Annotated in this window: 24 protein-coding genes; 23 read left to right on the plus strand and 1 reads right to left on the minus strand. The window is 37.7% G+C overall.

The genetic code is table 11. The features are described 5' to 3' along the window. The first annotated feature begins 67 nt into the window (after positions 1–67). The 8 genes from rbfA (at position 68) to AC5YGI_RS12240 (ending at position 8,245) form a co-directional block, all read left to right on the plus strand. On the plus strand, positions 68–427 hold the full coding sequence (gene rbfA / locus AC5YGI_RS12205; RefSeq protein WP_002983518.1) for a 30S ribosome-binding factor RbfA: 360 nt from the start codon (positions 68–70) through the stop codon (positions 425–427). A 3-nt stretch (positions 428–430) separates the two neighbouring features. Then, the gene (locus AC5YGI_RS12210; RefSeq protein ID WP_496168485.1) at positions 431–1,636 is read left to right on the plus strand and encodes an ABC transporter permease; all 1,206 of its coding nucleotides are present in this window, start codon (positions 431–433) and stop codon (positions 1,634–1,636) included. 79 nt (positions 1,637–1,715) lie between these two features. After that, entirely contained in the window at positions 1,716–3,509 is a 1,794-nt protein-coding gene (locus tag AC5YGI_RS12215) for an endonuclease (RefSeq protein ID WP_496168487.1), read from the plus strand. A gap of 63 nt (positions 3,510–3,572) precedes the next feature. Further along, positions 3,573–4,310 carry a shikimate dehydrogenase family protein gene (locus AC5YGI_RS12220; protein ID WP_330745275.1) on the plus strand — a complete coding sequence of 246 codons (738 nt, stop codon included), beginning with the start codon at positions 3,573–3,575 and terminating at the stop codon, positions 4,308–4,310. A gap of 74 nt (positions 4,311–4,384) precedes the next feature. After that, positions 4,385–6,184, plus strand: coding sequence for a DUF349 domain-containing protein (locus AC5YGI_RS12225; protein ID WP_330745274.1), 1,800 nt, complete (start codon positions 4,385–4,387; stop codon positions 6,182–6,184). A gap of 64 nt (positions 6,185–6,248) precedes the next feature. Beyond that, complete coding sequence (gene ribD / locus AC5YGI_RS12230) at positions 6,249–7,274, plus strand: bifunctional diaminohydroxyphosphoribosylaminopyrimidine deaminase/5-amino-6-(5-phosphoribosylamino)uracil reductase RibD (protein ID WP_496168490.1); 1,026 nt, start codon at positions 6,249–6,251, stop codon at positions 7,272–7,274. 64 nt (positions 7,275–7,338) lie between these two features. Continuing rightward, positions 7,339–7,521 (plus strand): bacteriocin-like protein, encoded by a 183-nt coding sequence (locus AC5YGI_RS12235; protein WP_330745272.1) that lies wholly within the window; start codon positions 7,339–7,341, stop codon positions 7,519–7,521. 118 nt (positions 7,522–7,639) lie between these two features. Next, a complete protein-coding gene (locus tag AC5YGI_RS12240) occupies positions 7,640–8,245 on the plus strand; it encodes an IMPACT family protein (RefSeq protein WP_496168492.1) in 606 nt (201 codons plus the stop codon). Here the strand turns inward: AC5YGI_RS12240 and AC5YGI_RS12245 are convergent. After that, the gene (locus tag AC5YGI_RS12245) at positions 8,242–8,952 is read right to left on the minus strand and encodes a zinc metallopeptidase (RefSeq protein ID WP_171006330.1); all 711 of its coding nucleotides are present in this window, start codon (positions 8,950–8,952) and stop codon (positions 8,242–8,244) included. The genes AC5YGI_RS12240 and AC5YGI_RS12245 overlap by 4 nt on opposite strands. Before the next feature lie 104 nt (positions 8,953–9,056). On the opposite strand from AC5YGI_RS12245, the gene AC5YGI_RS12250 reads away from it, so the two are divergent. From AC5YGI_RS12250 to nuoL, 15 genes are all read left to right on the plus strand, one after another. Beyond that, positions 9,057–10,184, plus strand: a complete 1,128-nt coding sequence (locus AC5YGI_RS12250) for a GNAT family N-acetyltransferase (protein ID WP_330745271.1) — start codon at positions 9,057–9,059, stop codon at positions 10,182–10,184. Between the two features lie 51 nt (positions 10,185–10,235). After that, complete coding sequence (locus tag AC5YGI_RS12255) at positions 10,236–10,412, plus strand: hypothetical protein (RefSeq protein ID WP_330745270.1); 177 nt, start codon at positions 10,236–10,238, stop codon at positions 10,410–10,412. A 273-nt stretch (positions 10,413–10,685) separates the two neighbouring features. Further along, positions 10,686–11,057 (plus strand): NADH-quinone oxidoreductase subunit A, encoded by a 372-nt coding sequence (locus AC5YGI_RS12260; RefSeq protein WP_034693436.1) that lies wholly within the window; start codon positions 10,686–10,688, stop codon positions 11,055–11,057. A gap of 103 nt (positions 11,058–11,160) precedes the next feature. Further along, on the plus strand, positions 11,161–11,721 hold the full coding sequence (locus AC5YGI_RS12265; RefSeq protein WP_002983540.1) for an NADH-quinone oxidoreductase subunit B: 561 nt from the start codon (positions 11,161–11,163) through the stop codon (positions 11,719–11,721). A gap of 6 nt (positions 11,722–11,727) precedes the next feature. Further along, complete coding sequence (locus AC5YGI_RS12270) at positions 11,728–12,222, plus strand: NADH-quinone oxidoreductase subunit C (protein ID WP_110009632.1); 495 nt, start codon at positions 11,728–11,730, stop codon at positions 12,220–12,222. A 75-nt stretch (positions 12,223–12,297) separates the two neighbouring features. Continuing rightward, on the plus strand, positions 12,298–13,521 hold the full coding sequence (gene nuoD, locus AC5YGI_RS12275) for an NADH dehydrogenase (quinone) subunit D (RefSeq protein WP_065400512.1): 1,224 nt from the start codon (positions 12,298–12,300) through the stop codon (positions 13,519–13,521). Positions 13,522–13,612: 91 nt separating this feature from the next. Then, positions 13,613–14,122 carry an NADH-quinone oxidoreductase subunit NuoE family protein gene (locus AC5YGI_RS12280; RefSeq protein WP_062675585.1) on the plus strand — a complete coding sequence of 170 codons (510 nt, stop codon included), beginning with the start codon at positions 13,613–13,615 and terminating at the stop codon, positions 14,120–14,122. A 102-nt stretch (positions 14,123–14,224) separates the two neighbouring features. Beyond that, positions 14,225–15,583: an NADH-quinone oxidoreductase subunit NuoF gene (gene nuoF, locus AC5YGI_RS12285; RefSeq protein ID WP_089697000.1), complete on the plus strand. Its 1,359-nt coding sequence runs from the start codon at positions 14,225–14,227 to the stop codon at positions 15,581–15,583. Positions 15,584–15,590: 7 nt separating this feature from the next. Then, positions 15,591–16,502: a hypothetical protein gene (locus AC5YGI_RS12290; RefSeq protein WP_117753116.1), complete on the plus strand. Its 912-nt coding sequence runs from the start codon at positions 15,591–15,593 to the stop codon at positions 16,500–16,502. Between the two features lie 41 nt (positions 16,503–16,543). Continuing rightward, positions 16,544–17,542: an NADH-quinone oxidoreductase subunit G gene (locus AC5YGI_RS12295; protein WP_062675587.1), complete on the plus strand. Its 999-nt coding sequence runs from the start codon at positions 16,544–16,546 to the stop codon at positions 17,540–17,542. 89 nt (positions 17,543–17,631) lie between these two features. After that, positions 17,632–18,696 (plus strand): NADH-quinone oxidoreductase subunit NuoH, encoded by a 1,065-nt coding sequence (gene nuoH / locus AC5YGI_RS12300; protein ID WP_202843681.1) that lies wholly within the window; start codon positions 17,632–17,634, stop codon positions 18,694–18,696. A 124-nt stretch (positions 18,697–18,820) separates the two neighbouring features. After that, entirely contained in the window at positions 18,821–19,378 is a 558-nt protein-coding gene (locus AC5YGI_RS12305; protein ID WP_002983553.1) for a NuoI/complex I 23 kDa subunit family protein, read from the plus strand. Further along, complete coding sequence (locus tag AC5YGI_RS12310; protein WP_202843683.1) at positions 19,378–19,875, plus strand: NADH-quinone oxidoreductase subunit J family protein; 498 nt, start codon at positions 19,378–19,380, stop codon at positions 19,873–19,875. The genes AC5YGI_RS12305 and AC5YGI_RS12310 overlap by 1 nt, the downstream gene beginning before the upstream one ends. Before the next feature lie 4 nt (positions 19,876–19,879). Then, positions 19,880–20,209, plus strand: a complete 330-nt coding sequence (gene nuoK, locus AC5YGI_RS12315) for an NADH-quinone oxidoreductase subunit NuoK (protein ID WP_002983557.1) — start codon at positions 19,880–19,882, stop codon at positions 20,207–20,209. 2 nt (positions 20,210–20,211) lie between these two features. After that, positions 20,212–22,125: an NADH-quinone oxidoreductase subunit L gene (gene nuoL / locus AC5YGI_RS12320; RefSeq protein WP_227942373.1), complete on the plus strand. Its 1,914-nt coding sequence runs from the start codon at positions 20,212–20,214 to the stop codon at positions 22,123–22,125.

Below are 22,125 nucleotides of genomic sequence, written 5' to 3' on the forward strand. Positions count from 1 at the left end.
TAAATTTGATACTACAGTTGAATTTCAAAGTATCAATTCAAACAAAAGTACTAAATTTGCAGAAATTATGGAAAGTAACAGACAAAGAAAAGTAGCACAGATCATTCAGGAAGACTTCGCGGAGCTTTTCCGCAAACAGGCTGCAGAAAGCAAACAGAGCATATTGGTATCTGTTTCAGATGTAAAAGTAACTGCCGACTTAGGAATTGCCAAAATTTATTTAAGCATTTTTCCACAGGAGTTCCGTACCGCTGTGATGAAGGAGATTGAAGAAAACAAACCTCAATACAGAAATTTCATTGGCCAGAAAATGGCAAAGCAGGTGCGTATTATTCCACAACTTAACTTTTACCTGGATACCGCTCTTGATGATGTTGAAAGACTGGAAAGAGAATTAAGAGGCGAAGGCGACAATCCTGTTTTATAGATCTTGAAGAATATTGCATTTTACATAGCATCCAGATACCTTTTGGCTAAAAAAGGAAGTACTGCCGTTACGTTCATTACGTGGCTGGCCGTGGGTGCCATGACGGTTGCTGTGGCTGCAATGTTCGTCATTATTTCGGTATTTTCAGGACTTGAGGACCTGAATAAAGACCTTATTTCCAATCTTCATGCTGATCTTACTTTAAAAAGCACTTCCGGAAAAACAATTAAAAATCTGGATAATGTCACAAAAATTCTCACCAGCAATAAAGAAATCAGCAGTTTCTCCCGTGTTATTGAAGAAAAAGTATACATCAGCTTCAACGGAAAGGGCGATATTGCTTACTTAAGAGGTGTAGATTCTGCCTATGTGAAGGTAAATCCTATCAATAAAGAAGTATTCTACGGAACGTATCCAAGTTTCAGATACTCGAATGAGGTATTGATGGAGAACAGTCTGGATAACAGACTATCAATTCCGGTAGATTCTTCCAATCATTATGCAACAGTCTTCATGCCCAAACCGGGAACAGGGATTATCACCAAGGAAGAAGACATCTATAATAAAAGAGATATTCTGGTAACGGGTGTTTTCCCCGGAAAAGACCAGCTGGACAATTATATCGTTTCTCCTATTGAGCTTACGGAAGAATTACTTAGTCTTCCTAAAAATTCGGCTTACCAGATTGTTATTAAATTGAAAAATCCGGAAAATGCAGATATAGTAAAACAAAGTCTGCTTTCTTCACTCGGAAAAAATATTGAGATCAAAACCAAGGAAGAAGAGAATGCAGCTTTCTGGAAAATGATTAACACTGAAAAGCTTTTTATTTACCTGATCTTTGCATTGGTGATCTTTATTACGACCTTTAATCTTGCCGGAGCAATTATCATCCTTCAGCTTGATAAAAAAGAGCAGGCAAAATCATTGATATCACTCGGCTTCCCTTTAAGCCATTTAAGAATGACCTATTTCTACACCGGACTTCTGATTGTTATTTCCGGAGTAATTACCGGATTAATTTTTGGAACAGCTCTTTGCTATTTCCAGCTATATACAGAATTCTTCAGAGCCAATGAAGTTCTGCCATTCCCGGTAAAAATTGTAGGAAAGAACTATCTTATTGTAGCCCTTACGGCTTCTTTATTTGGAATCACTATTTCATGGTTCTTTTCAAAAATCAGTAAAGAATATATTACTAAAAACTAATATTTCAAGTTTATATATTACATACAATTAATATACTTCGGTTTCATTTTTTCGTACCTTTACGCCCCAATTTTAAAAAATGAAACAAATTTTATCTTTTTTTCTTTTAAGCGTGACATTTATAAGCGCTTTGGCACAGGCTCCGGCAGGATATTATAACCAATCGCCGACCTTAACAGGTGCAGCTCTTAAAACAGCTCTTAAAACCATTATCACTAATGGACATGTAGACAATGGTTATGGTGGCCTATGGACAGGTTATGCTACCACAGACCGCGATTATTTCTATGAAAATGATGGAACTATTCTGGATATTTATTCTGAAAATCCAAATGGACCAGATCAATACAATTTCACCCTGGGGACCAGTCAATGCGGATCTACCGGATATTCTAATGAAGGTGACTGTTACAACAGAGAGCACGTAATTCCTCAGAGTCTATTCAACAGTGCATCTCCTATGGTTGCTGATATTCATTTTATCCGAGCTACCGATGGAAAAGTGAACGGAATGAGATCCAACTACCCTTTCGGAATTGTAGGAACCCCTTCTTTTACTTCGAAAAACGGATCAAAATTAGGAAATTCTGTATCAGCAGGATATGCAGGCACTGTATTTGAACCCATTGATGCTTTCAAAGGAGACATTGCGAGAATGATTCTTTATTTCGTAACAAGATATGAGGATAAACTTCCTAATTTCACTACTGGTGACATGCTTGGCAACACCGCATTTCCGGGATTACAGCCCTGGGCACTTAATCAGTATTTAGCGTGGAATGCAATGGACCCTGTGTCTGCTGAAGAAATTGCCAGAAACAATGCTTCTTATACTTACCAGGGAAACAGAAACCCTTTCATTGATCACCCTGAATATGTTACCCAGATCTGGGGAGCTCCGGTTATTGACAGCCAGGCACCTACAGCAGCAACCAACCTCGTTGCCAGCAATCCGACTTCAAACTCTATTGCTTTAAGCTGGACAGCTGCAACAGATAATGTGGGAGTAACGTCTTACCAGATTTACGCCAACGGAACATTAAAAGCTACTGTTTCAGGAACAACAACATCTACTATTGTTTCAGGATTATCACCATTGACTCAGTATACATTCTACATCATTGCTAAAGATGCTTTCTCAAACTCTTCCCCACAAAGTACAACTGCTACAGAAACAACTCTGGATGTACCTGCCGGAGGAGGAAGCTGTGGAACTGAAAATTTTGAAATGATCAGCGGTGCTGCCAATACTTATCTGACAGCAACCTGGACCAACAACGGAATTTCCTGGACTGCAACAGATGCAAGAGTTGATCAAACCATCAATAATAAAGCGATCACCATTAGAAATGGTATTTTAACAAGTTCTTCATTTTCAGGTGGAGTTCAAAGCTTAACTTTAACAACTCAATTGAAGTTCTCCGGAAGTGCAGGATACTTCAATGTTCTTGTAAACGACGTCAATGTAGGAACCATTCCTTACAGTAATGTTGTTACTACAACTACCATTAATAATATAAATGTGAGCGGAAATGCGGTGATTAAACTGACAAATTCCTCTACTTCCAACAGAGTAGCTCTGGATGATCTGAGCTGGACATGTTTCGGAACTACGCTAGCTACTGCTGAAAACCTAAAAGACAAGTCAGCTATTACCATCTACCCTAACCCGGTAAGAAATAATGAATTATTTGTAAAAGGAGAAAACCTTAGCAAAATTTCAAAAGCTGATATCTATGATCTTTCCGGAAAATTAATTGAAACGATTGCCAATCCTTTCAGACATTCAAATAAGATCAACCTTAAAGGTTTGCTTAAAGGAACTTACATTCTGAAAACAGAAAATTTCTCTACTAAATTTATCGTAGATTAATTATTAAAAAATATTTCAAATTAAAAGACTGGATTTATCCGGTCTTTTTTTTACTTTTGATAGATGGATTCCAATAAAAAATTAGGATTGATAGGACGAAACATTTCCTATTCTTTTTCTAAAAAATTCTTCGAAAACAAGTTCCAAAAGCTCATGCTGAAGAACTTCTCCTACGATATTTTTGATCTGAACGAAATTAATGAAGTAGAAAAACTTTTTGCGTCTCCGGACCTGTTAGGTTTCAATGTAACGATTCCTTACAAAGAAAAAATAATTGATTATCTGGATGAATTAAGTGATGAAGCGGAGAAAATAGGTGCCGTAAACTGCGTTCTTATTCAGGATGGTAAGAAAACAGGCTATAATACAGATGCATTCGGTTTTGAAAAAACGCTTCTTTTGCACAGAAAACCTTCACAGGATAAAGCTTTGATTTTAGGAAACGGAGGAGCTGCAAAAGCCGTAAAATATGCCTTGGATAAACACAGTATTCCTTCAGTCACCATTTCCAGAAGTACGGAAATCAATTTTGAAAATCTTGATCAGGAAACTGTTGCCGACCATAAAATTATCATTCAGTGTACGCCGGTAGGTACTTTCCCGAATGTGAAAGACTGTCTTAATTTTCCTTTTGACGGGCTTTCTTCAGATCATTTGGTTATCGACCTGATTTACAATCCCAACTACACCCAATTCATCATCAATGCCTCTGAAAAAGGAGCAAAAACCGTGAATGGCTATTATATGCTTGAACAGCAAGCAGAAAAAGCCTGGGAAATTTGGAATTTTCAAAAAAAATAACATAAATTAGTACTTTAATTGGCCTTAAAGCTATATTTAAAAGATATTAACGCCACTCACATAAAAGATTTGCTATGACTACAGAAAACAATCTTTCTGAAAACGAAGAAAAGAAAAATCCTAACGAAGTATCTCAGGACACATCAGAAAACACGGTTTCTCATGATGCAAACCACCATGACGATGATACAGAACACCTGGATGAACATGAAGAAGAAATTTCCCTTGCCGATGCTTTAAAGGAAATGGAAAAAATCATCAACACTCCCAACGCCGGTGAAAATTTCAAAAGATTCAATCAGCTGAAGGAAAAAGCAAGTCATTACATCCATGATGAAGTGGAAGATAAAAAGCATGAATATGTAGAAGCCGGAAATCCTGCTGAAAATTTCAGCTATGAACATCCATCTCAGGCAAAGTATTCTGCATTGGTTAATATCTTCAAGGAAAAACATGATGACTTCCAGAAAGGACAGGAAGAAGAACAAAAGAAGAATCTGGACCACCGCCAAAGTATTATCGAAAGACTTAAAAATCTATACACAAGCTCAGAACCGGGAATCAATCTTTTCAAATCTATTCGCGAGATTAAAGAAGACTGGTCAAAAGCCGGACAAGTTGCCAAATCTGAATTCAAAATTCTTAACAATAATTATTTCCACCATCTGAATCAGTTTTATCAGATGCTGGATCTGAATAAAGAATTTCTGGAACAGGAATACAGCCACAATCTGGAAAAGAGAGAGCATATCATTGCCCGTGCTAAAGAACTTGAGAATGAGCCTGTAATTCAGAAAGCGTTAAACGAGCTTCAATATCTTCATAAACTTTGGAAAGAAGAAGCAGAACCTGTTGCTGAAGAATTCCGTGAAAAAACATGGGAGGAATTCAAAGAAATTTCCAACAAAATTCACGAAAGAAAGTCTGAACTTTCCGCATCCATTGAAAAAGAGCAGGCTGTGAACCTTGAAAAGAAAAATGAGATCATCGCTGAAATCAAGAAACTGTCTGAACCTTCGGAAACGCCCAACCACAACTACTGGCAGAATGCCATTAAAAGAGTGGAAGATCTGCGTTCTGAATTCTTAAAAACAGGAAGTGTTCCAAGAAAACTTTCCAACCAAAACTGGAACGACTTCAAAACGACACTAAGAGGCTTTAATACAACGAAAAATAATTACTACAAATCGTTGAAAGGTTCTCAACAGGCGAATCTTGAAGAAAAATTAAAACTGATCCAGACTGCACAGGACAATATGAATAATGAGGAATGGGATATCGCCGTTCCGTTATTCAAAAAACTTCAGGAAGACTGGAAAAAAATCGGCCACGTTCCAAAGAGCATGACCAATAAAATATGGGATGAATTCCGTGACGCCTGTAATGCATTCTTCAACAATTACAGAGAGAAGAGCAATACTTCTACCGACAACTGGAAGGAAAACTATAAAAACAAAAAAGCACTTCTTGATGAATTGAAGGAAGTTTCCAACGAAGAAGGAAGCATCGAAAGAATTGAGCAGATCAAGACTTCATGGAATAACATCGGAAAAGTTCCGAGAGACAAAATTTCAATCAACTCTGAATTCAACAAAACATTAAGAGAGAAATTGAAAATAAACAAGATCAATGAGCTTGAACTGAAAGAAGAAGGTCTATCTGAAAACCAGCTTACCGACAAAGCAAGAAAGATCAAAAATCAAATCTCTGACCTTGAGGCAGAAATCGTTAAACTGGAAAACAACCTTTCTTTCTTCAACAAACCGTCGAGAGAAAACCCTCTGTTGAAAGATACTTACAACACGATTGATGAGAAAAAGGCTCATCTTGAAACATTAAAACAAAATCTCCACAGCATTATCAGCGGAGAATAATACATAACAAAATTAATAAAGGCGGAGCAAAGCAATTTGTCTTCGCTTTTTCTTTTTATAAAACATGAACAACGACGAATTTTATATTAAAAGATGTATCGAACTGGCTCAAAAAGCTCTCGGCAACACCTATCCCAATCCTCTTGTAGGAAGTGTTATAGTGCACAATGGGGAAATTATAGGTGAAGGATATCATCATAAGGCGGGAGAAAACCACGCAGAAATCAATGCCATCAATTCCGTTAAAAATAAAGATCTGATCCCGGAATCAACGATCTATGTATCTCTCGAACCGTGCGCCCATTATGGTAAAACACCGCCTTGTGCTTTAAAGATTAAAGAGCTGGGCTTTAAAAAAGTGGTGATTGGTGCTATGGATTCTCATGACAAAGTGAACGGCAAAGGAAAAAAAATCATTCAGGATGCTGGAATTGAAGCTGTATCAGGAGTGCTGGAAAAAGAATGCATTGAACTGAACAAAAGGTTTTTCACTTATCATGAAAAGAAAAGACCCTATATCGTTTTAAAATGGGCAGAATCCGGTGATGGTTTTCTTGATAAAGATTTTAAACCGACTGCTGTTTCAAACTCGTTAGTGAATCAGTTTGTTCATCAGTTAAGAGCTGACGAGCATGCCATTTTAGTAGGAACTCAAACTGCATTCAATGACAATCCAAGTCTTACCGTAAGAAATGCAGAAGGAGTAAACCCTGTCCGGATTTTAATTGATTTTGATTTAAAAGTTCCTGCCAGCTTCAATATTTATAACAATGAAGCAAGAACATTGGTTTTAAATTCTGTGAAAGAAGGTTCTGAAGGACATATTCAATTCATTAAAATCAACAAGGCCGATTTTCTGGCTGAACTCATGGTGGCATTGTATAAAGAACAGATACAATCAGTTATTATCGAGGGCGGCCGTTTTACGCTGCAGGAATTTATTAATGCAGGTCTCTGGGATGAAGCAATAGTGATAAAAAATGAAAATCTCATCCTTAAAAACGGAACAAAAGCGCCGGAATTCAATTATACAGCAACGAAAACAGAAACATTCAGAGATAATATAGTTTCATTCTATAATTCAAAATAACACGATTTTATCACCGTAAAATGAAATAATTTATTTACATTAGTTTTACAAAATTAAAACGACCATGAAAAATTTGAAAAAAGTATCAAGAACCGGTTTAAAAACAATCCAGGGAGGAGCTTTTGTAACATGTATCCTGCCCACCGGACAGCCTACCACATGCAGAGATAAATGTCCTCAGGATTTTTGCGGCCCAACAAGTTATATGTGCCTGATTCCGATGGATCTTTGCGGAGATGGAATGTAAGATATAATTTCAGATCAAAAAACAGATAAGCCGTCAAGATTTGACGGCTTAATTTATGATCATGGTGCAGAATCGTAAAGCATTTAATATTTTTGCATAAACAAAGCAGGAACCTCCAATGACGTTTGAATACAAAACCATAGAAAAACCCATAGAAAATACTCTTTTAAAAGAAAAAGGGAGCAAGTTCATCGGATTTGCTTTCCCGGTAACCAATGAAAAAGAATTAAAGAGTGCGCTGGAAAAAATCAGAGAAGAACATCCGAAAGCTACTCATCACTGCTATGCCTTCAGAATGGGATTAAATGGTGAAAATTACCGTGCCAATGATGATGGTGAGCCTTCCGGAAGTGCAGGTTTGCCAATCTACAACCAGCTTCTGGCTAATGAAATCACGAATGTGCTTGTCATTGTTGTCCGTTATTACGGGGGAACCAAATTAGGGGTTTCAGGATTGGTAAAAACCTATAAAGAATCGGCAAAGATCACATTGGAAGAAGCCAACATCATTACCAGAGAACTGGAAACAGAAGTAGAGATCAGGTTCAACTTCAATCAGCAGAACACGATTTTCACCCTGCTTTCAAAATTTGATGCTAAAGTTTTGAACTTCGATGCGAATGAAAACTGTATTCTTACCGCCTCACTGAAACTGGCACAAAAAGAAAGCATCTCAGAAAAGTTTTCCGAGATGCAATATGTTTCATTTGAATTTAATGACTAATCCCTCCTTCCACCAAGAAGCAAAGATGCCCAGTAAAGAAGTTGTGCCAGAGAGCCTAAGGCTGCCACCACATAAGTTCTTGCGGCCCATTTCAGGCTGTCCTGTACTCCAACAAATTCTTCTGCAGTTACCGTTCCCGTATCTTTAAGCCACTTCATCGCTCTGTTACTCGCATCGTATTCCACGGGAAGCGTTACAAAAGCAAAAAGAGTGGTCATCGCAAACATTGCTACTCCGATGGCAAGAACAGTTGTATTTCCATTTGGATTTTCAATTGTTCTCGATGCCGCCATTACTGCGATACCCGCAATAAGGACAAACTGCATCAGATTAGAACTTATATTTACAATAGGAACCAGCTTTGAACGTAAATTCAGCATAGAATATCCTACCGCATGCTGCACTGCATGTCCGCACTCGTGAGCTGCTACTGCCGCTGCCGCTGCATTTCTCTGCATATAAACTCCTTCCGAAAGGTTCACTGTTTTATCTGCCGGATTATAGTGGTCCGTCAACTGTCCGGGTACTGATATTACCTGAACATCATTTATCCCGTTATCTCTCAACATCTTTTCCGCTACTTCTTTGCCTGAAAGGCCATTTCGAAGGTGTACATTGGAATAATATTCAAATTTCGATTTCAATCTGGACGAAACCCACCAGCTCACCAACATTGAAATACCAATAATGATATAATAACCCACCATTTTATATAAATTTTGTGTTTAATTTTACCCATAATCAAATAAAAACTGTGCCAAAGTATACGATATTATTATTTATATTTGTCCTTTAATTCCTCTCAAAAAACATGTCTACAGTTTCAATTATTGAAGTAAAAACAGCGGGTCAGCTCAAGCAATTCGTAAAGTTCCCGATGGATTTGTATAAAAACAATCCCTACTATGTTCCGTCTTTTATCAATGACGAAATCAACATCTGGAATGCTGATGAAAATCCTGCGCTTCAATATTCTGAGGCAAAACAATATCTGGCTTATAAAAATGATAAGATCGTTGGAAGAATTGCCGTTCTGATTAATCATAAGGAAGAGAGAGAATTAGGAATTAAAAAAGTTCGTTTCGGATGGATCGACTTTATTGATGATGCTGAAGTTTCAAAAGCATTGATTCAAAAAGCAGTTGATTACGCTAAAGAAAAAAGTATTGACAAAATTGAAGGGCCTATGGGCTTCACCAATCTTGACAAAGCCGGGATGCTGGTAAAAGGTTTCGACCAGCTTGCGACCATGATTGGAATTTACAACCATGCGTATTATCCTCAGCATCTTGAAAACCTGGGTTTAACCAAAGAAAAAGAATGGGTAGAATTTGAAATCATTTTCCCTGAAACGTTACCGGATAAAATTCATAAATTTAATCAGCTTATTTCTGAAAAGTACAAACTGAAAGTTTTAAAATTCAAAACGAAAGAAGAGATTATTCAGTATGTGGATCCTATGTTTGATCTTCTGGATGAGACTTATAAACATCTTTCTACTTACACTCCGATTTCGGATGAACAGCGCAAAACCTACAAAGAGAAATATTTCAAACTTATTGATAAAGATTTCATTGTTTGTATTGCTGATGAACAGAATAATCTGATCTCATTCGCCATTACAATGCCTTCTTATTCCAAGGCGCTGCAGAAGTCCGGCGGAAAACTACTTCCATTCGGCTGGTGGCATTTTTTACAGGCAGGAAAGAAAAATGACAGAGCCAATTTTTACCTGATCGGTATTCACCCTGATTATCAGAGAAGAGGGGTCACTTCCATTATTTTCAAAGAAATCTGGGATATTTTCAGAAAAAAGGGAGTAAAATACCTTGAAACCAATCCGGAGCTGGAAGAAAACAAAAGCATTCAGCTGCTATGGCAGGATTACGATCCGGTGAATCATAAAAGAAGAAGAACCTATTCAATGGAAATCAAATAATTGATACCGTATTTTGTACGATGTAAATTTATCACCTAAACTTTGAATTTTATGAAACCACAGCTTATCATATTTGCTATTTTAATTGCCGGATTTATTATTTACAATTTTTTATTTCAGTCACCGGATGACAAAACAAACACCGTAATCAATATTCTTTTTGCGAGTATTCTTTTTGGTTACATTTCTTTTATGGCTTATACTCTTCTGAAAAAAATGAAGAAATAAGACCATAAAACAGCAACAGCACTGGTTTGTCATGTAAGCTCTTTCCGGTATTAAATGAATTCAAAATATTCCAAATGCAGGGAAAGAGAGTCCGTCTTTCCACAGTTACTACAAAAAATGGGGAAAAACACACCAAAAAAATAATCATAAAAAGCTAATTTTTATTGATTCTAAATTACCGGTTTAACTCATTTTCATCCTACTTTTAAGCTGATAAATTTCATGCTTTCTTGTTTATTCGCTAAATTTGCAAATTGAGATAATAATGCAAAAATGAATTTACCTGAAAGTTATATTCCAATCCTTATCCAGGCTGGTGTAGCAGTAGGATTTGTAGCGGTTTCTTTGCTTGGGGCACATTTCTTGGGGCCACAGCAGAAAAAAGGAAACTCTGTAAAAAACCAAAGCTGGGAATGTGGGGTTCCTGTAGAAGGAAACGCCAGAACACCGTTTTCTATCAAGTACTTCCTGACTGCGGTATTGTTCGTACTATTCGATATTGAAATCGTATTCTTTTATCCTTATGCTGTCAACTTCAGAGAATTCGGTATGGAAGGATTCCTTGCCGTACTTACATTCGTTGCGATATTCTTCGTAGCGTTTTTCTATGTCTGGAAACGCGGTGCGCTGGATTGGGATAAATAAAGTAATTATAAATTTTAATTAAACATTTTAGATGGTGATTTTAAGTTATGCCATTAAGAATTAATTTAAAATCTAAAATTTAAAATCTAAAATCATCTACAAGATGTCAGATAAAAAACCAGTAATAAGAACAGATGCACCTGCTCCCGAAGGCTATGAAGGAGAAGGGTTTTTCGCAACAAAACTGAGCAGTGTAATCGGGATGGCAAGAAAGTTTTCACTTTGGCCGTTACCATTTGCAACCTCTTGTTGTGGTATCGAGTTTATGGCTACCCTGAACCCGACATATGATGCTTCAAGATTTGGTATGGAAAGAAACTCTTTCTCTCCAAGACAGGCAGATATGCTGATGGTTTGCGGAACTATATCAAAGAAATTGGGACCTGTCCTGAAAGAAGTGTACACTCAGATGGCTGAGCCAAAATGGGTGGTAGCAGTTGGAGCTTGTGCTTCCAGCGGTGGTATTTTTGATACGTATTCTGTGCTTCAGGGAATTGATAAAATTATTCCGGTAGACGTTTACGTTCCGGGATGCCCTCCAAGACCTGAGCAGATCATTGAAGGTGTAATGCAGGTACAGGCTCTTGCAGAAAGCGAAAGCATCAGAAGAAGAGACATGCCTGAATATCAGAAATTATTAGATTCTTACAACATAAGCAACTAAACGGAAATGACAAACGAATTTGTATTAGAAGCAATCACAAGAGAATTTCCGGAATCTGTTATTTCAAGTTCAGAACCTTATGGGATGCTGACGATTGAAGTGAAGAAAGAAGATATTAAGAAAATCATTCATTATCTTAAAGATTCATCTCTGGAATTTAATTTCCTTACGGATATCTGCGGTATTCACTATCCTGAATTCCCTGAAAAGGAAATTGGCGTTGTATACCATTTGCATAATATGATGGCCAATTTCAGATTACGTCTGAAAATCTTCATGTCCAGAGAAAATATTGAAGTAGACTCTCTTGTGGATCTGTATGTAGGAGCTAACTGGATGGAAAGAGAAACGTTTGATTTTTATGGGATTAAATTTAAAGGACACCCGGATCTGAGACCTATCCTGAATATGGAAGACCTGGGATACCACCCAATGTTGAAGGAATATCGCCTTGAAGACGGTACAAGAACCGACAAGAACGATAGCATGTTCGGAAGATAAAAAATAATGCAATAAGCAGTAAGCAGCAAGCAATAAGCTTAAAGCCTAGAGCCTATAGCCTAAAGCATTTCAATTATGAAAGATAACTCATTATCTAATATACTAAACCAGTACGAAAGTAAGGAACAGATTGACGGACAATTGTATACCCTGAATCTGGGACCTACCCACCCTGCTACTCACGGGATTTTCCAGAATATCTTAACGATGGACGGAGAAAGAATCCTTCATGCTGAGCAAACTGTAGGATATATCCACAGAGCATTTGAGAAGATTTCCGAAAGAAGAAACTATTCTCAGATCACGACCCTTACGGACCGTATGAATTACTGTTCTGCACCGATCAATAACTTAGGCTGGCACATGACAGTAGAAAAACTGATTGGCGTAGAAGTTCCAAAACGTGTAGACTATATGCGTGTTATCCTGATGGAGCTTGCGAGAATCGGTGACCACCTGATCTGTAACGGGGTAACCGGGATGGACTCAGGAGCTATTACAGGTCTTACTTATATGTTCATCGAAAGAGAACGTATTTATGATATGTACGAACAGATCTGCGGAGCCAGAATGACTACCAATATGGGAAGAATCGGAGGTTTTGAAAGAGATTTCACTCCTAAATTCCATGAGCTGATCAAGGATTTCTTAAAAACATTCCCGCCAAGATTCAAAGAATTCTGTACTTTATTAGAAAGAAACAGGATTTTCATGGACAGAACCATCGGTACAGGAGCTATTTCTGCCGAAAGAGCATTAAGCTATGGTTTTACAGGTCCGAACTTACGTGCGGCAGGGGTAGATTACGATGTAAGAGTTGCACAGCCTTATTCCTCATACCAGGATTTCGACTTCATTATTCCTGTTGGAACTTCAGGAGACACTTACGACCGTTTCATGGTTCGTCAGCAGGAAATCTGGGAATCAATCAAAATTATCAAACAAGCATACGAAAATCTTCCGGAAGGACCATTCCATGCGGATGTTCCTGATTTCTATCTTCCTGAAAAGGCCGATGTATATCAGAAAATGGAAGCATTAATCTACCATTTCAAAATTGTAATGGGAGAAACTGATGTACCGAAAGGAGAAGTTTACCATGCTGTGGAAGGTGGAAACGGAGAATTAGGTTTCTATCTTGTGAGTGACGGAGGAAGAAGCCCTTACAGACTTCACTTCAGAAGACCATGCTTCATCTACTATCAGGCCTACCCTGAAATGATTACAGGTTCTGTAATTTCAGATGCCATTGTAACGATGTGTAGTATGAATATTATTGCGGGAGAATTAGACGCATAACTGGAATTATAAATTTTGAATTATAAATTATAAATTGATTTTAGACCGTTATTCATTTAGAATTTAAAATCTAAAATCTAAAATTTCAAAAATGAGCGAAACAATAGCTTTTAAACCGGAAAGTTTAGCACAGGTACACAAAATTATCGCAAGATATCCTGAAGGAAGACAGAAATCTGCTCTTCTTCCTGTACTTCACCTGGCACAAAAAGAATTCGGAGGATGGTTAGATGTTCCTGTGATGGATTATGTTGCCGGACTATTAAGTATCCAACCGATCGAAGTATATGAAGTGGCTACTTTCTATACCATGTTTAATATGAAGCCGGTAGGTAAATATGTATTGGAAGTTTGCAGAACAGGACCTTGTATGGTTTGTGGAAGCGAAAAAATCCTTGATCATATCAGAACCAAACTGAACATTAAGGATGGGGAAACTACTGAAGACGGTATGTTCACTTTAAAGCCTGCTGAATGTCTTGGAGCATGCGGATATGCACCTATGATGCAGCTAGGAAAATTCTTTCATGAAAATTTAACGATAGAAAAAGTAGATGAAATCCTTGATCTTTGCAGACAAGGACAAGTTGCTTTAGACTAATAGAAATTTTAAATTCTAGATTTTAGATTTTAAATTATTCACTTAACGTTTAATCATAATTAATGCAAGAAGCCAAAAGCCTATTGCAATAAGCAAATAACAATGAGTAAAAAACTTTTACTTAAAGACGCACATATAGAAGGTATTCGCTACTTTGAAACTTACCGTAAACAGGGAGGTTACACAGCCGCTGAAAAAGCCTTGAAAATGACTCCTGACGAAATTCTTGAAGAAGTAAAAGCTTCAGGATTAAGAGGTCGTGGTGGAGCTGGATTCCCAACAGGAATGAAATGGAGCTTTCTGGCAAAGCCTGAAGGTGTTCCAAGACACCTTGTTGTGAATGCGGATGAATCTGAACCCGGAACGTTCAAGGACAGATATCTGATGGAGTTCCTTCCTCATTTATTGATCGAGGGAATGCTGATTTCTTCTTACTGTTTAGGTTCCAATACTTCTTATATCTACATCCGTGGAGAATATTCGTGGATTCCGGATATCCTTGAAGAAGCTATTGAAGAAGCTAAAGCAGCAGGATTTTTAGGTAAAAATATTTTAGGAACCGGTTTCGATCTTGAAATCTACGTACAGAGAGGTGGTGGAGCATACATTTGTGGTGAAGAAACTGCATTGCTTGAATCCCTTGAAGGAAAAAGAGGTAACCCAAGATTAAAACCGCCATTCCCGGCTGTAAAAGGCCTTTGGGAGAGACCAACGGTGGTAAACAACGTTGAGTCTATTGCGGCAGTGGTTCCGATCATTGATATTACAGGTGCTGAATATGCTAAAATCGGGGTGGGAAGATCTACAGGTACGAAATTGATTTCTGCTTGTGGAAACATCAACAAACCGGGTGTATACGAAATCGATATGACGATCACTGTAGAGGAATTCATCTATTCTGATGAATATTGCGGTGGTATTAAAGATGGTAAAAAATTAAAGGCTTGTATTCCTGGAGGAAGTTCTGTTCCGATTGTTCCTGCTAACTTATTGTTAAGAACCGTGAACGGAGAGCCAAGATATATGAACTATGAATCATTGGCAGATGGTGGTTTTGCTACCGGAACCATGATGGGTTCAGGAGGTTTCATCGTTTTGGATGAAGACCAGTGTATTGTAGAACATACCATGACATTGGCAAGATTCTACAATCACGAAAGCTGCGGACAATGTACGCCTTGCCGTGAAGGAACGGGATGGATGTACAAGATTTTAAAGAAAATCGAGAAAGGAGAAGGAAAAATGGAAGATATCGATCTGCTTTGGGATATCCAGAGAAAAATCGAAGGAAATACGATTTGTCCGTTGGGTGATGCCGCAGCTTGGCCAGTTGCAGCAGCGATCCGTCACTTCAGAGATGAATTTGAGTGGCACGTAAAAAACCCAGAGTTGTCTCAGACACAAAATTATGGATTGGCACATTATGCTGACCCTATCCCGGCTGTTGAAAAGAACGCATAAGTAAAAGATGAAAAAATTATTGGTGGTCGGCTTAATGATGTCGAATTTTGTATTTGCACAGAATAAAAAAACTGATACTGCAAATTATAACAGATCTGTTGAAGAGGATTTGTCATATTTAGTAAGTGAGAAAGAGCAGATTAAAGCTGAGAGAAAGGAAAAACCTTTACCATTGAGCAAAAAAGGTCAGGTTTTCGTATTTTATGGTTGGAACAGAGCAGCTTACAGCAATTCTGACATTCACTTTACCGGAAACGGATACGATTTTCAGCTGAATAATGTAAAGGCACAGGACAGGCCTACAAAATTTGGAATTGTCTATTTTGATCCAAGCTGGTTTACTGTAACACAGTATAATTTCAGAATAGGATATTTTATTAAAGACAATTTAGCATTGGTATTAGGGATCGACCATATGAAATATGTAATGGATCAGAACCAGACTGTAGGTTTCAAAGGTCATATTTCAGATCCTGAGTATGCAGCAATGGTTCAGAACGGGCAGGTTAATCTTGCAGATGAGAAGTTCCTTACTTTCGAACATACAGACGGGCTTAACTATGAAAACTTAGGTCTTGAGAAATACAAAAATCTTGTTCATAAGAAAAATATAGATTTAGTATGGTCTTATGGAGCCGGAATCGGATTTATGTTTCCGAAAAGTAATGTAAAACTTTTTGGCAACGAAAGAAGTGACCGTTTCCACGTTGCAGGGATGGGAACCGATATCAGATCCAGTCTTAACCTTGTATTCTGGAAAAACTGGATGCTGAGATTAGAAGGAAAAGCCGGTTATATCAATATGTGGGATATTAAAACTACATTAAATAACAAACCGGACAAAGCACGCCAGGATTTTGTTTTCGGACAGGTCCTTGGAGGAATTGGATATACATTTAATACAAAGAAATATAAATAACAAAGCCTATTGCTTAACGCATAAAGCTTAAAGCATATCATATGAGCGAAGAAGTTAAAAAATTCAAAATAACTATAGACGGACAAACTACCGAAGTTTTGCCTGGTACTTCTATTCTGGAAGCTGCAAGACAAATTGGTGGTAAATCTGTACCTCCTGCAATGTGCTACTACAGCAAGTTGGAAACCAGTGGAGGAAGATGTAGAACTTGTCTTGTAGAAGTTTCTAAAGGATCTGAAGCAGATCCTCGTCCTATGCCAAAATTAGTAGCAAGCTGCAGAACTAATGTAATGGACGGTATGGAAGTAAAAAATCTTACTTCTGAGAAAGCTCAGGAAGGAAGAAAAGCCGTTACCGAATTCCTATTGGTAAATCACCCGCTGGACTGCCCTATCTGTGACCAGGCAGGAGAATGTCATCTTCAGGACTTAGGATATGAACATGGTGTTGAAAATACAAGAACAGAATTCGAAAGAAATACTTACGAAGCTGATGATCTTGGACCGAACATCAAATTAAATATGAACCGTTGTATTCTTTGCGCAAGATGCGTATTGACAGCCAACCAGCTTACAGAAACAAGAGAACACGGTATCCTTTTCAGAGGAGATCACGCTGAAATTTCAACGTATTTAAATAAAGCTTTAGACAATGACTTCATCGGAAACGTTATCGATGTTTGTCCTGTAGGAGCATTAACAGACAGAACAGCCCGTTTTGCAAGCAGAGTATGGTTTACAAAACCAATGAACGCTTCATGCAAATGTGATAAATGTTCAGGAAAAGCTGTAGTATGGATGAAAGGTGACGAAATTGTGAGAGTTACTGCCAGAAAAGACCAGTGGGGTGAAGTAGAAGAATTCATCTGTGATACATGCCGTTTCGAAAGAAAATCTTTATCAGACTGGAATATCGAAGGTCCTAGACATATCGACAGACATTCTGTAATTTCATTGAACCACTACGAAAAGCCTAAAGATGAGCTAAGAGTTTTAGATAATCCGATGGCTAAAGAAATCAGTGAAAAAGACGAAAAATAATTAATAAGACATCAGATTTCAGATACCAGACTTCAGTCAGCAAATTAAATCTGACATCTAGCATCTGACATCTTAATATCTAAATAAAAATGGATTTACTTACATTTAAACTTATACTTGTACTAGCACTTTTTCTGCTGTCACTTACGATTGCAGCCTACTCTACCTGGGCAGAAAGAAAAGTTGCCTCTATTATGCAGGATAGAATTGGTCCCAACAGAGCCGGACCTTTCGGATTGCTGCAGCCTCTTGCTGACGGTGGAAAGTTTTTCTTCAAAGAAGACTTTACGCCTGCCAATGCAGAAAAATTCCTTTTCGTATTAGGACCAGCGCTGGTAATGTTTATTTCATTGATCACAGGAGCTGTGATTCCTTGGGGTAAGAGTTTAAATATTGCAGGTACTTCTTTTGATCTTCAGGTAGCAAACATCGATGTTGGTGTACTTTTCATCATAGGTATGGCTTCCATCGGGGTTTACGGAATTATGATCGGAGGTTGGGCTTCGAACAACAAATATTCATTACTAGGTGCTATCCGTGCTTCTTCTCAGATGATTTCTTATGAATTGGCAATGGGATTAGCGCTTCTTTCTATCATTATGATGTCTGGAAGTTTGGATTTAAAAGAAATCACTGAAAGTCAGACTACCGGAAAATTATGGGGCGTTATTCCATGGGTTTCAGGATTGAACTGGAATATTTTCTACCAGCCGATTGCATTCCTTGTTTTCTTTGTAGCTGCTTTGGCAGAAACCAACAGACACCCGTTCGATTTACCTGAGTGTGAATCTGAATTGGTAACAGGATACTCTACAGAATACTCTTCCATGAAATTAGGATTATATATGTTCGGAGAATACGTGAACATGTTTATTTCCAATGCATTCATGGTAGTTCTTTTCTTCGGAGGTTATAACTATCCTGGTATTGAATGGGTAACTCAGAACTGGGGAGAAAATGCTGCAGGGATTTTAAGTATCGTAGCATTCCTTACGAAAACAGTAATCGGAATTCTGATCTTCATGTGGATCAGATGGACACTTCCAAGATTCAGATATGACCAGCTAATGCACTTAGGATGGAAAACATTAATCCCGATGGCATTGGTAAACCTATTAATTACAGGTGCTGTAATTTTAGCGTTTGGAAATTAAATTATCTAAACCTAACAGGTTTTTGAAACCTGTTAGGTTTGTGTAAATATTGAATATTAAAAATTAAGATAACAGACAAGATTAGTCTAAAATCTGGTGTCTAACATCTAATATCTATAATTAAATGAAACTTACAAACAGATCAAAAGTTGTTTCCAATAAAGAAATGACCCTTGCTGAAAAAATCTACCTTCCTGCCATCTTTACAGGGATGGGGATTACATTTAAGCATGCTGTAAGAACCGTGATAAAGGGTGCTCCCGCAGTATATTCGTATCCGGAAGTACAGAAGCCAAGAACCACCATCTGGAGAGGCCAGCACGTTTTGAAAAGAGACGAAGAAGGCAGAGAAAGATGTACAGCTTGCGGACTTTGTGCGGTAGCTTGTCCTGCAGAAGCCATTACAATGACTGCTGCTGAAAGAACTAAAGAGGAAAAACATCTTTACAGAGAAGAGAAATACGCTTCAGTATATGAAATCAATATGCTAAGATGTATTTTCTGTGGTATGTGTGAAGAAGCTTGTCCTAAATCTGCCATCTATCTTACTGACAGATTGGTAGACGTAGAAACCAACAGAGGTTCTTTCATTTACGGAAAAGATAAATTAGTTGAAAAAATAAATGAAAGGATTGATATCACCACAAGACAATCCGAGAAACAAAAAAATGCGGTAAAATAATGGATCAGTTTTTATTTTTCTTGGTGGCGTTTTTAGCTGTGGCAAGTGCAGTTTACTTTGTATTTGCAAGAAATCCTCTTTATGCTATTTTGTCATTAATTGTTACGATGTTTTCAATTGCCGGAATGTACATTCTTCTCAATGCACAGTTCCTTGCAATTATCCAGATTATTGTTTACGCAGGTGCCATCATGGTCCTTTTCCTTTACATCTTAATGATGCTTAACCTTAATAAACAAGACGAAAGTAAGAAGAACAATACTTTAAAATTTGTTGGAGTTTTTACTGCATGTCTTTTATTAATTGGAGTTTTAGGAGTATTCAGAGGAATTCAGGACCACCACATTGTTGTTGAAAATGTAGACAGAGGGGTTGGTCTTACCAAAAATCTGGGTAGACTTTTGTTTAATGAATATGTTTTACCGTTTGAGCTTGCTTCCATCCTAATTCTGGCAGGTATTGTAGGCGCGGTATTAATCGGTAAAAAAGATTTATAAAATTATGGGAGAAGTAAATACATTTATACAAAGCATCCCTTTGGACTACTTCATCATTCTTTCATCAGTATTATTCTGTCTGGGAGTAATGGGAGTATTGCTTAGAAAAAATGCTATTGTGATTCTGGGCTGTGTAGAGCTTATGCTGAATTCTGTAAACCTTTTATTGGCAGCTTTTTCAGCGTATAAAGGCAACGGCGACGGACAACTTTTAGTTTTCTTCATTATGGTGGTAGCAGCGGCTGAAGTAGCAGTAGGTCTGGCAATTATTGCTATGCTATATAGAAACACCCGTTCTGTAGATGTGAGTATATTTAATAAATTAAGAGGATAAGAATGGAGAATCTAGTATATGCAATAGTACTTTTACCACTTTTAGGGTTTCTTATTAACGGGCTGTTCGGAAAAAATCTTCCAAAAATATTGGTAGGATCTCTGGCTACTGCTGTAGTTTTCGGATCTTTCTGTATTGCAGTAAGCCTTTTCATGAATTTCAATTCTGAAAGCCAGCCTGTCATTGTAAAAGCTTTTGAATGGTTTAGAGTAAACGGAGTTCAGATTAATTTTGGATTCCAGATTGATCAGCTTTCTTTAATGATGGTAATGATCATTACGGGTATCGGTTCACTGATCCACTTATACTCTATCGGATATATGAGTCATGATAAAGGATTCTACAAGTTTTTTACTTACCTGAATCTTTTCATCTTCTCGATGTTACTTTTAGTAATGGGAAGCAACTACCTTATCCTGTTTATTGGATGGGAAGGTGTAGGTCTTTGTTCTTATCTGTTGATCGGATTCTGGTATACCAACGAAGAATATGGTAAAGCAGCAAGAAAAGCTTTCATCATGAACAGAATTGGTGACCTTGCGTTATTGATCGGTATCTTCATGATCGCTTCTCAAACCAATGCCGTAGATTACCTTTCTGTAGCAGAAAATGCTTCAAAATTTGAATTAGACGGAACAGTGATTATCTTTATCACAGCGAGTTTATTCATCGGTGCTACCGGTAAATCGGCTCAGGTTCCATTATATACATGGTTACCGGATGCGATGGCGGGACCAACTCCTGTATCAGCGTTGATCCACGCGGCAACGATGGTAACAGCAGGTATCTATTTGGTAGTAAGATCCAATTTCTTATTTACTTTAGCACCAACTGTACAGGGAGGAATTTTATTCATCGGGTTCTTAACTGCTGCTTTGGCAGGGTTCTATGCACTACGTCAAAACGATATCAAAAAAGTGTTGGCTTATTCTACAGTTTCACAGCTTGGATTTATGTTCATCGCTTTAGGTCTTGGTGCCTATACAACAGCAATGTTCCACGTAATGACACACGCATTCTTTAAAGCGTTATTATTCTTAGGTGCAGGTTCTGTAATTCACGCGATGAGCAACGAACAGGATATGCGTTTCATGGGAGGTCTTAAAAAATATATTCCTCTTACGCACGCTACATTCCTGATCGGAACATTAGCCATCTCAGGTTTCCCTTTATTATCGGGGATGATCTCTAAAGACGAAATTTTAGTAGCAGCTTTCGCTAAAAACCCTGTTTACTGGGTAATCTTATTTGTTTTAGCGGCAATGACTGCAACGTATATGTTCAGACTATACTACCTGACATTCCACGGAGAATTCAGAGGTACAGAAGAACAAAAACACCACTTACATGAAAGCCCGTCTAATATGACATTACCATTGATCGTATTGGCAATTCTTTCTGTAATCGGAGGTTTTATCAACCTGCCACACTTCATCGGTCACGGGCATTATGCCAAACTGATGGAATGGTTAAAGCCGGTTCTTACGGAACAAAGCTACAGCCAGATGGAAGCTACTCTTTCAGGAGTACCTTTCAATACTGAAATGATCTTATTAGCAGCCACAGTCTTGATGTTCTTCACTGTATGGTTCATCGTTAGAAATACTTATGTAAGTAAGAAAAAGATGGCTGTCGCAGAGGAAAGTTACACTGGATGGGAAAAACTTTCTGCTAAGAAATTATACGTTGACGAACTTTACAACGCATTGATTGTAAAAACTGTTGAAGGATTAGGACGCGGAGGAAAAATGTTTGATAAGGGTATCTTAGACCGTTTTGTAAACTTTGTAGGTGATGGTGCTGAAGACAGCGGAAAAGCTATGAAGCGTGTACAGAACGGAAATGTAGAGACATATATCCTTATCATGTCTTTAGCGGTGGGAATTATATTAATTGTTAACTTTTTATTACAATAA

This window comes from Chryseobacterium sp. CS3K3.1, from assembly GCF_059515165.1.

Coding starts and splice junctions, on each gene's coding strand:
- rbfA (WP_002983518.1), top strand. CDS start 68: ATGGAAAGTAACAGACAAAGAAAAGTAGCACAGATCATTCAGGAAGAC.
- AC5YGI_RS12215 (WP_496168487.1), top strand. CDS start 1,716: ATGAAACAAATTTTATCTTTTTTTCTTTTAAGCGTGACATTTATAAGC.
- AC5YGI_RS12220 (WP_330745275.1), top strand. CDS start 3,573: ATGGATTCCAATAAAAAATTAGGATTGATAGGACGAAACATTTCCTAT.
- AC5YGI_RS12225 (WP_330745274.1), top strand. CDS start 4,385: ATGACTACAGAAAACAATCTTTCTGAAAACGAAGAAAAGAAAAATCCT.
- ribD (WP_496168490.1), top strand. CDS start 6,249: ATGAACAACGACGAATTTTATATTAAAAGATGTATCGAACTGGCTCAA.
- AC5YGI_RS12235 (WP_330745272.1), top strand. CDS start 7,339: ATGAAAAATTTGAAAAAAGTATCAAGAACCGGTTTAAAAACAATCCAG.
- AC5YGI_RS12240 (WP_496168492.1), top strand. CDS start 7,640: ATGACGTTTGAATACAAAACCATAGAAAAACCCATAGAAAATACTCTT.
- AC5YGI_RS12245 (WP_171006330.1), bottom strand. CDS start 8,952: ATGGTGGGTTATTATATCATTATTGGTATTTCAATGTTGGTGAGCTGG.
- AC5YGI_RS12250 (WP_330745271.1), top strand. CDS start 9,057: ATGTCTACAGTTTCAATTATTGAAGTAAAAACAGCGGGTCAGCTCAAG.
- AC5YGI_RS12255 (WP_330745270.1), top strand. CDS start 10,236: ATGAAACCACAGCTTATCATATTTGCTATTTTAATTGCCGGATTTATT.
- AC5YGI_RS12260 (WP_034693436.1), top strand. CDS start 10,686: ATGAATTTACCTGAAAGTTATATTCCAATCCTTATCCAGGCTGGTGTA.
- AC5YGI_RS12265 (WP_002983540.1), top strand. CDS start 11,161: ATGTCAGATAAAAAACCAGTAATAAGAACAGATGCACCTGCTCCCGAA.
- AC5YGI_RS12270 (WP_110009632.1), top strand. CDS start 11,728: ATGACAAACGAATTTGTATTAGAAGCAATCACAAGAGAATTTCCGGAA.
- nuoD (WP_065400512.1), top strand. CDS start 12,298: ATGAAAGATAACTCATTATCTAATATACTAAACCAGTACGAAAGTAAG.
- AC5YGI_RS12280 (WP_062675585.1), top strand. CDS start 13,613: ATGAGCGAAACAATAGCTTTTAAACCGGAAAGTTTAGCACAGGTACAC.
- nuoF (WP_089697000.1), top strand. CDS start 14,225: ATGAGTAAAAAACTTTTACTTAAAGACGCACATATAGAAGGTATTCGC.
- AC5YGI_RS12290 (WP_117753116.1), top strand. CDS start 15,591: ATGAAAAAATTATTGGTGGTCGGCTTAATGATGTCGAATTTTGTATTT.
- AC5YGI_RS12295 (WP_062675587.1), top strand. CDS start 16,544: ATGAGCGAAGAAGTTAAAAAATTCAAAATAACTATAGACGGACAAACT.
- nuoH (WP_202843681.1), top strand. CDS start 17,632: ATGGATTTACTTACATTTAAACTTATACTTGTACTAGCACTTTTTCTG.
- AC5YGI_RS12305 (WP_002983553.1), top strand. CDS start 18,821: ATGAAACTTACAAACAGATCAAAAGTTGTTTCCAATAAAGAAATGACC.
- AC5YGI_RS12310 (WP_202843683.1), top strand. CDS start 19,378: ATGGATCAGTTTTTATTTTTCTTGGTGGCGTTTTTAGCTGTGGCAAGT.
- nuoK (WP_002983557.1), top strand. CDS start 19,880: ATGGGAGAAGTAAATACATTTATACAAAGCATCCCTTTGGACTACTTC.
- nuoL (WP_227942373.1), top strand. CDS start 20,212: ATGGAGAATCTAGTATATGCAATAGTACTTTTACCACTTTTAGGGTTT.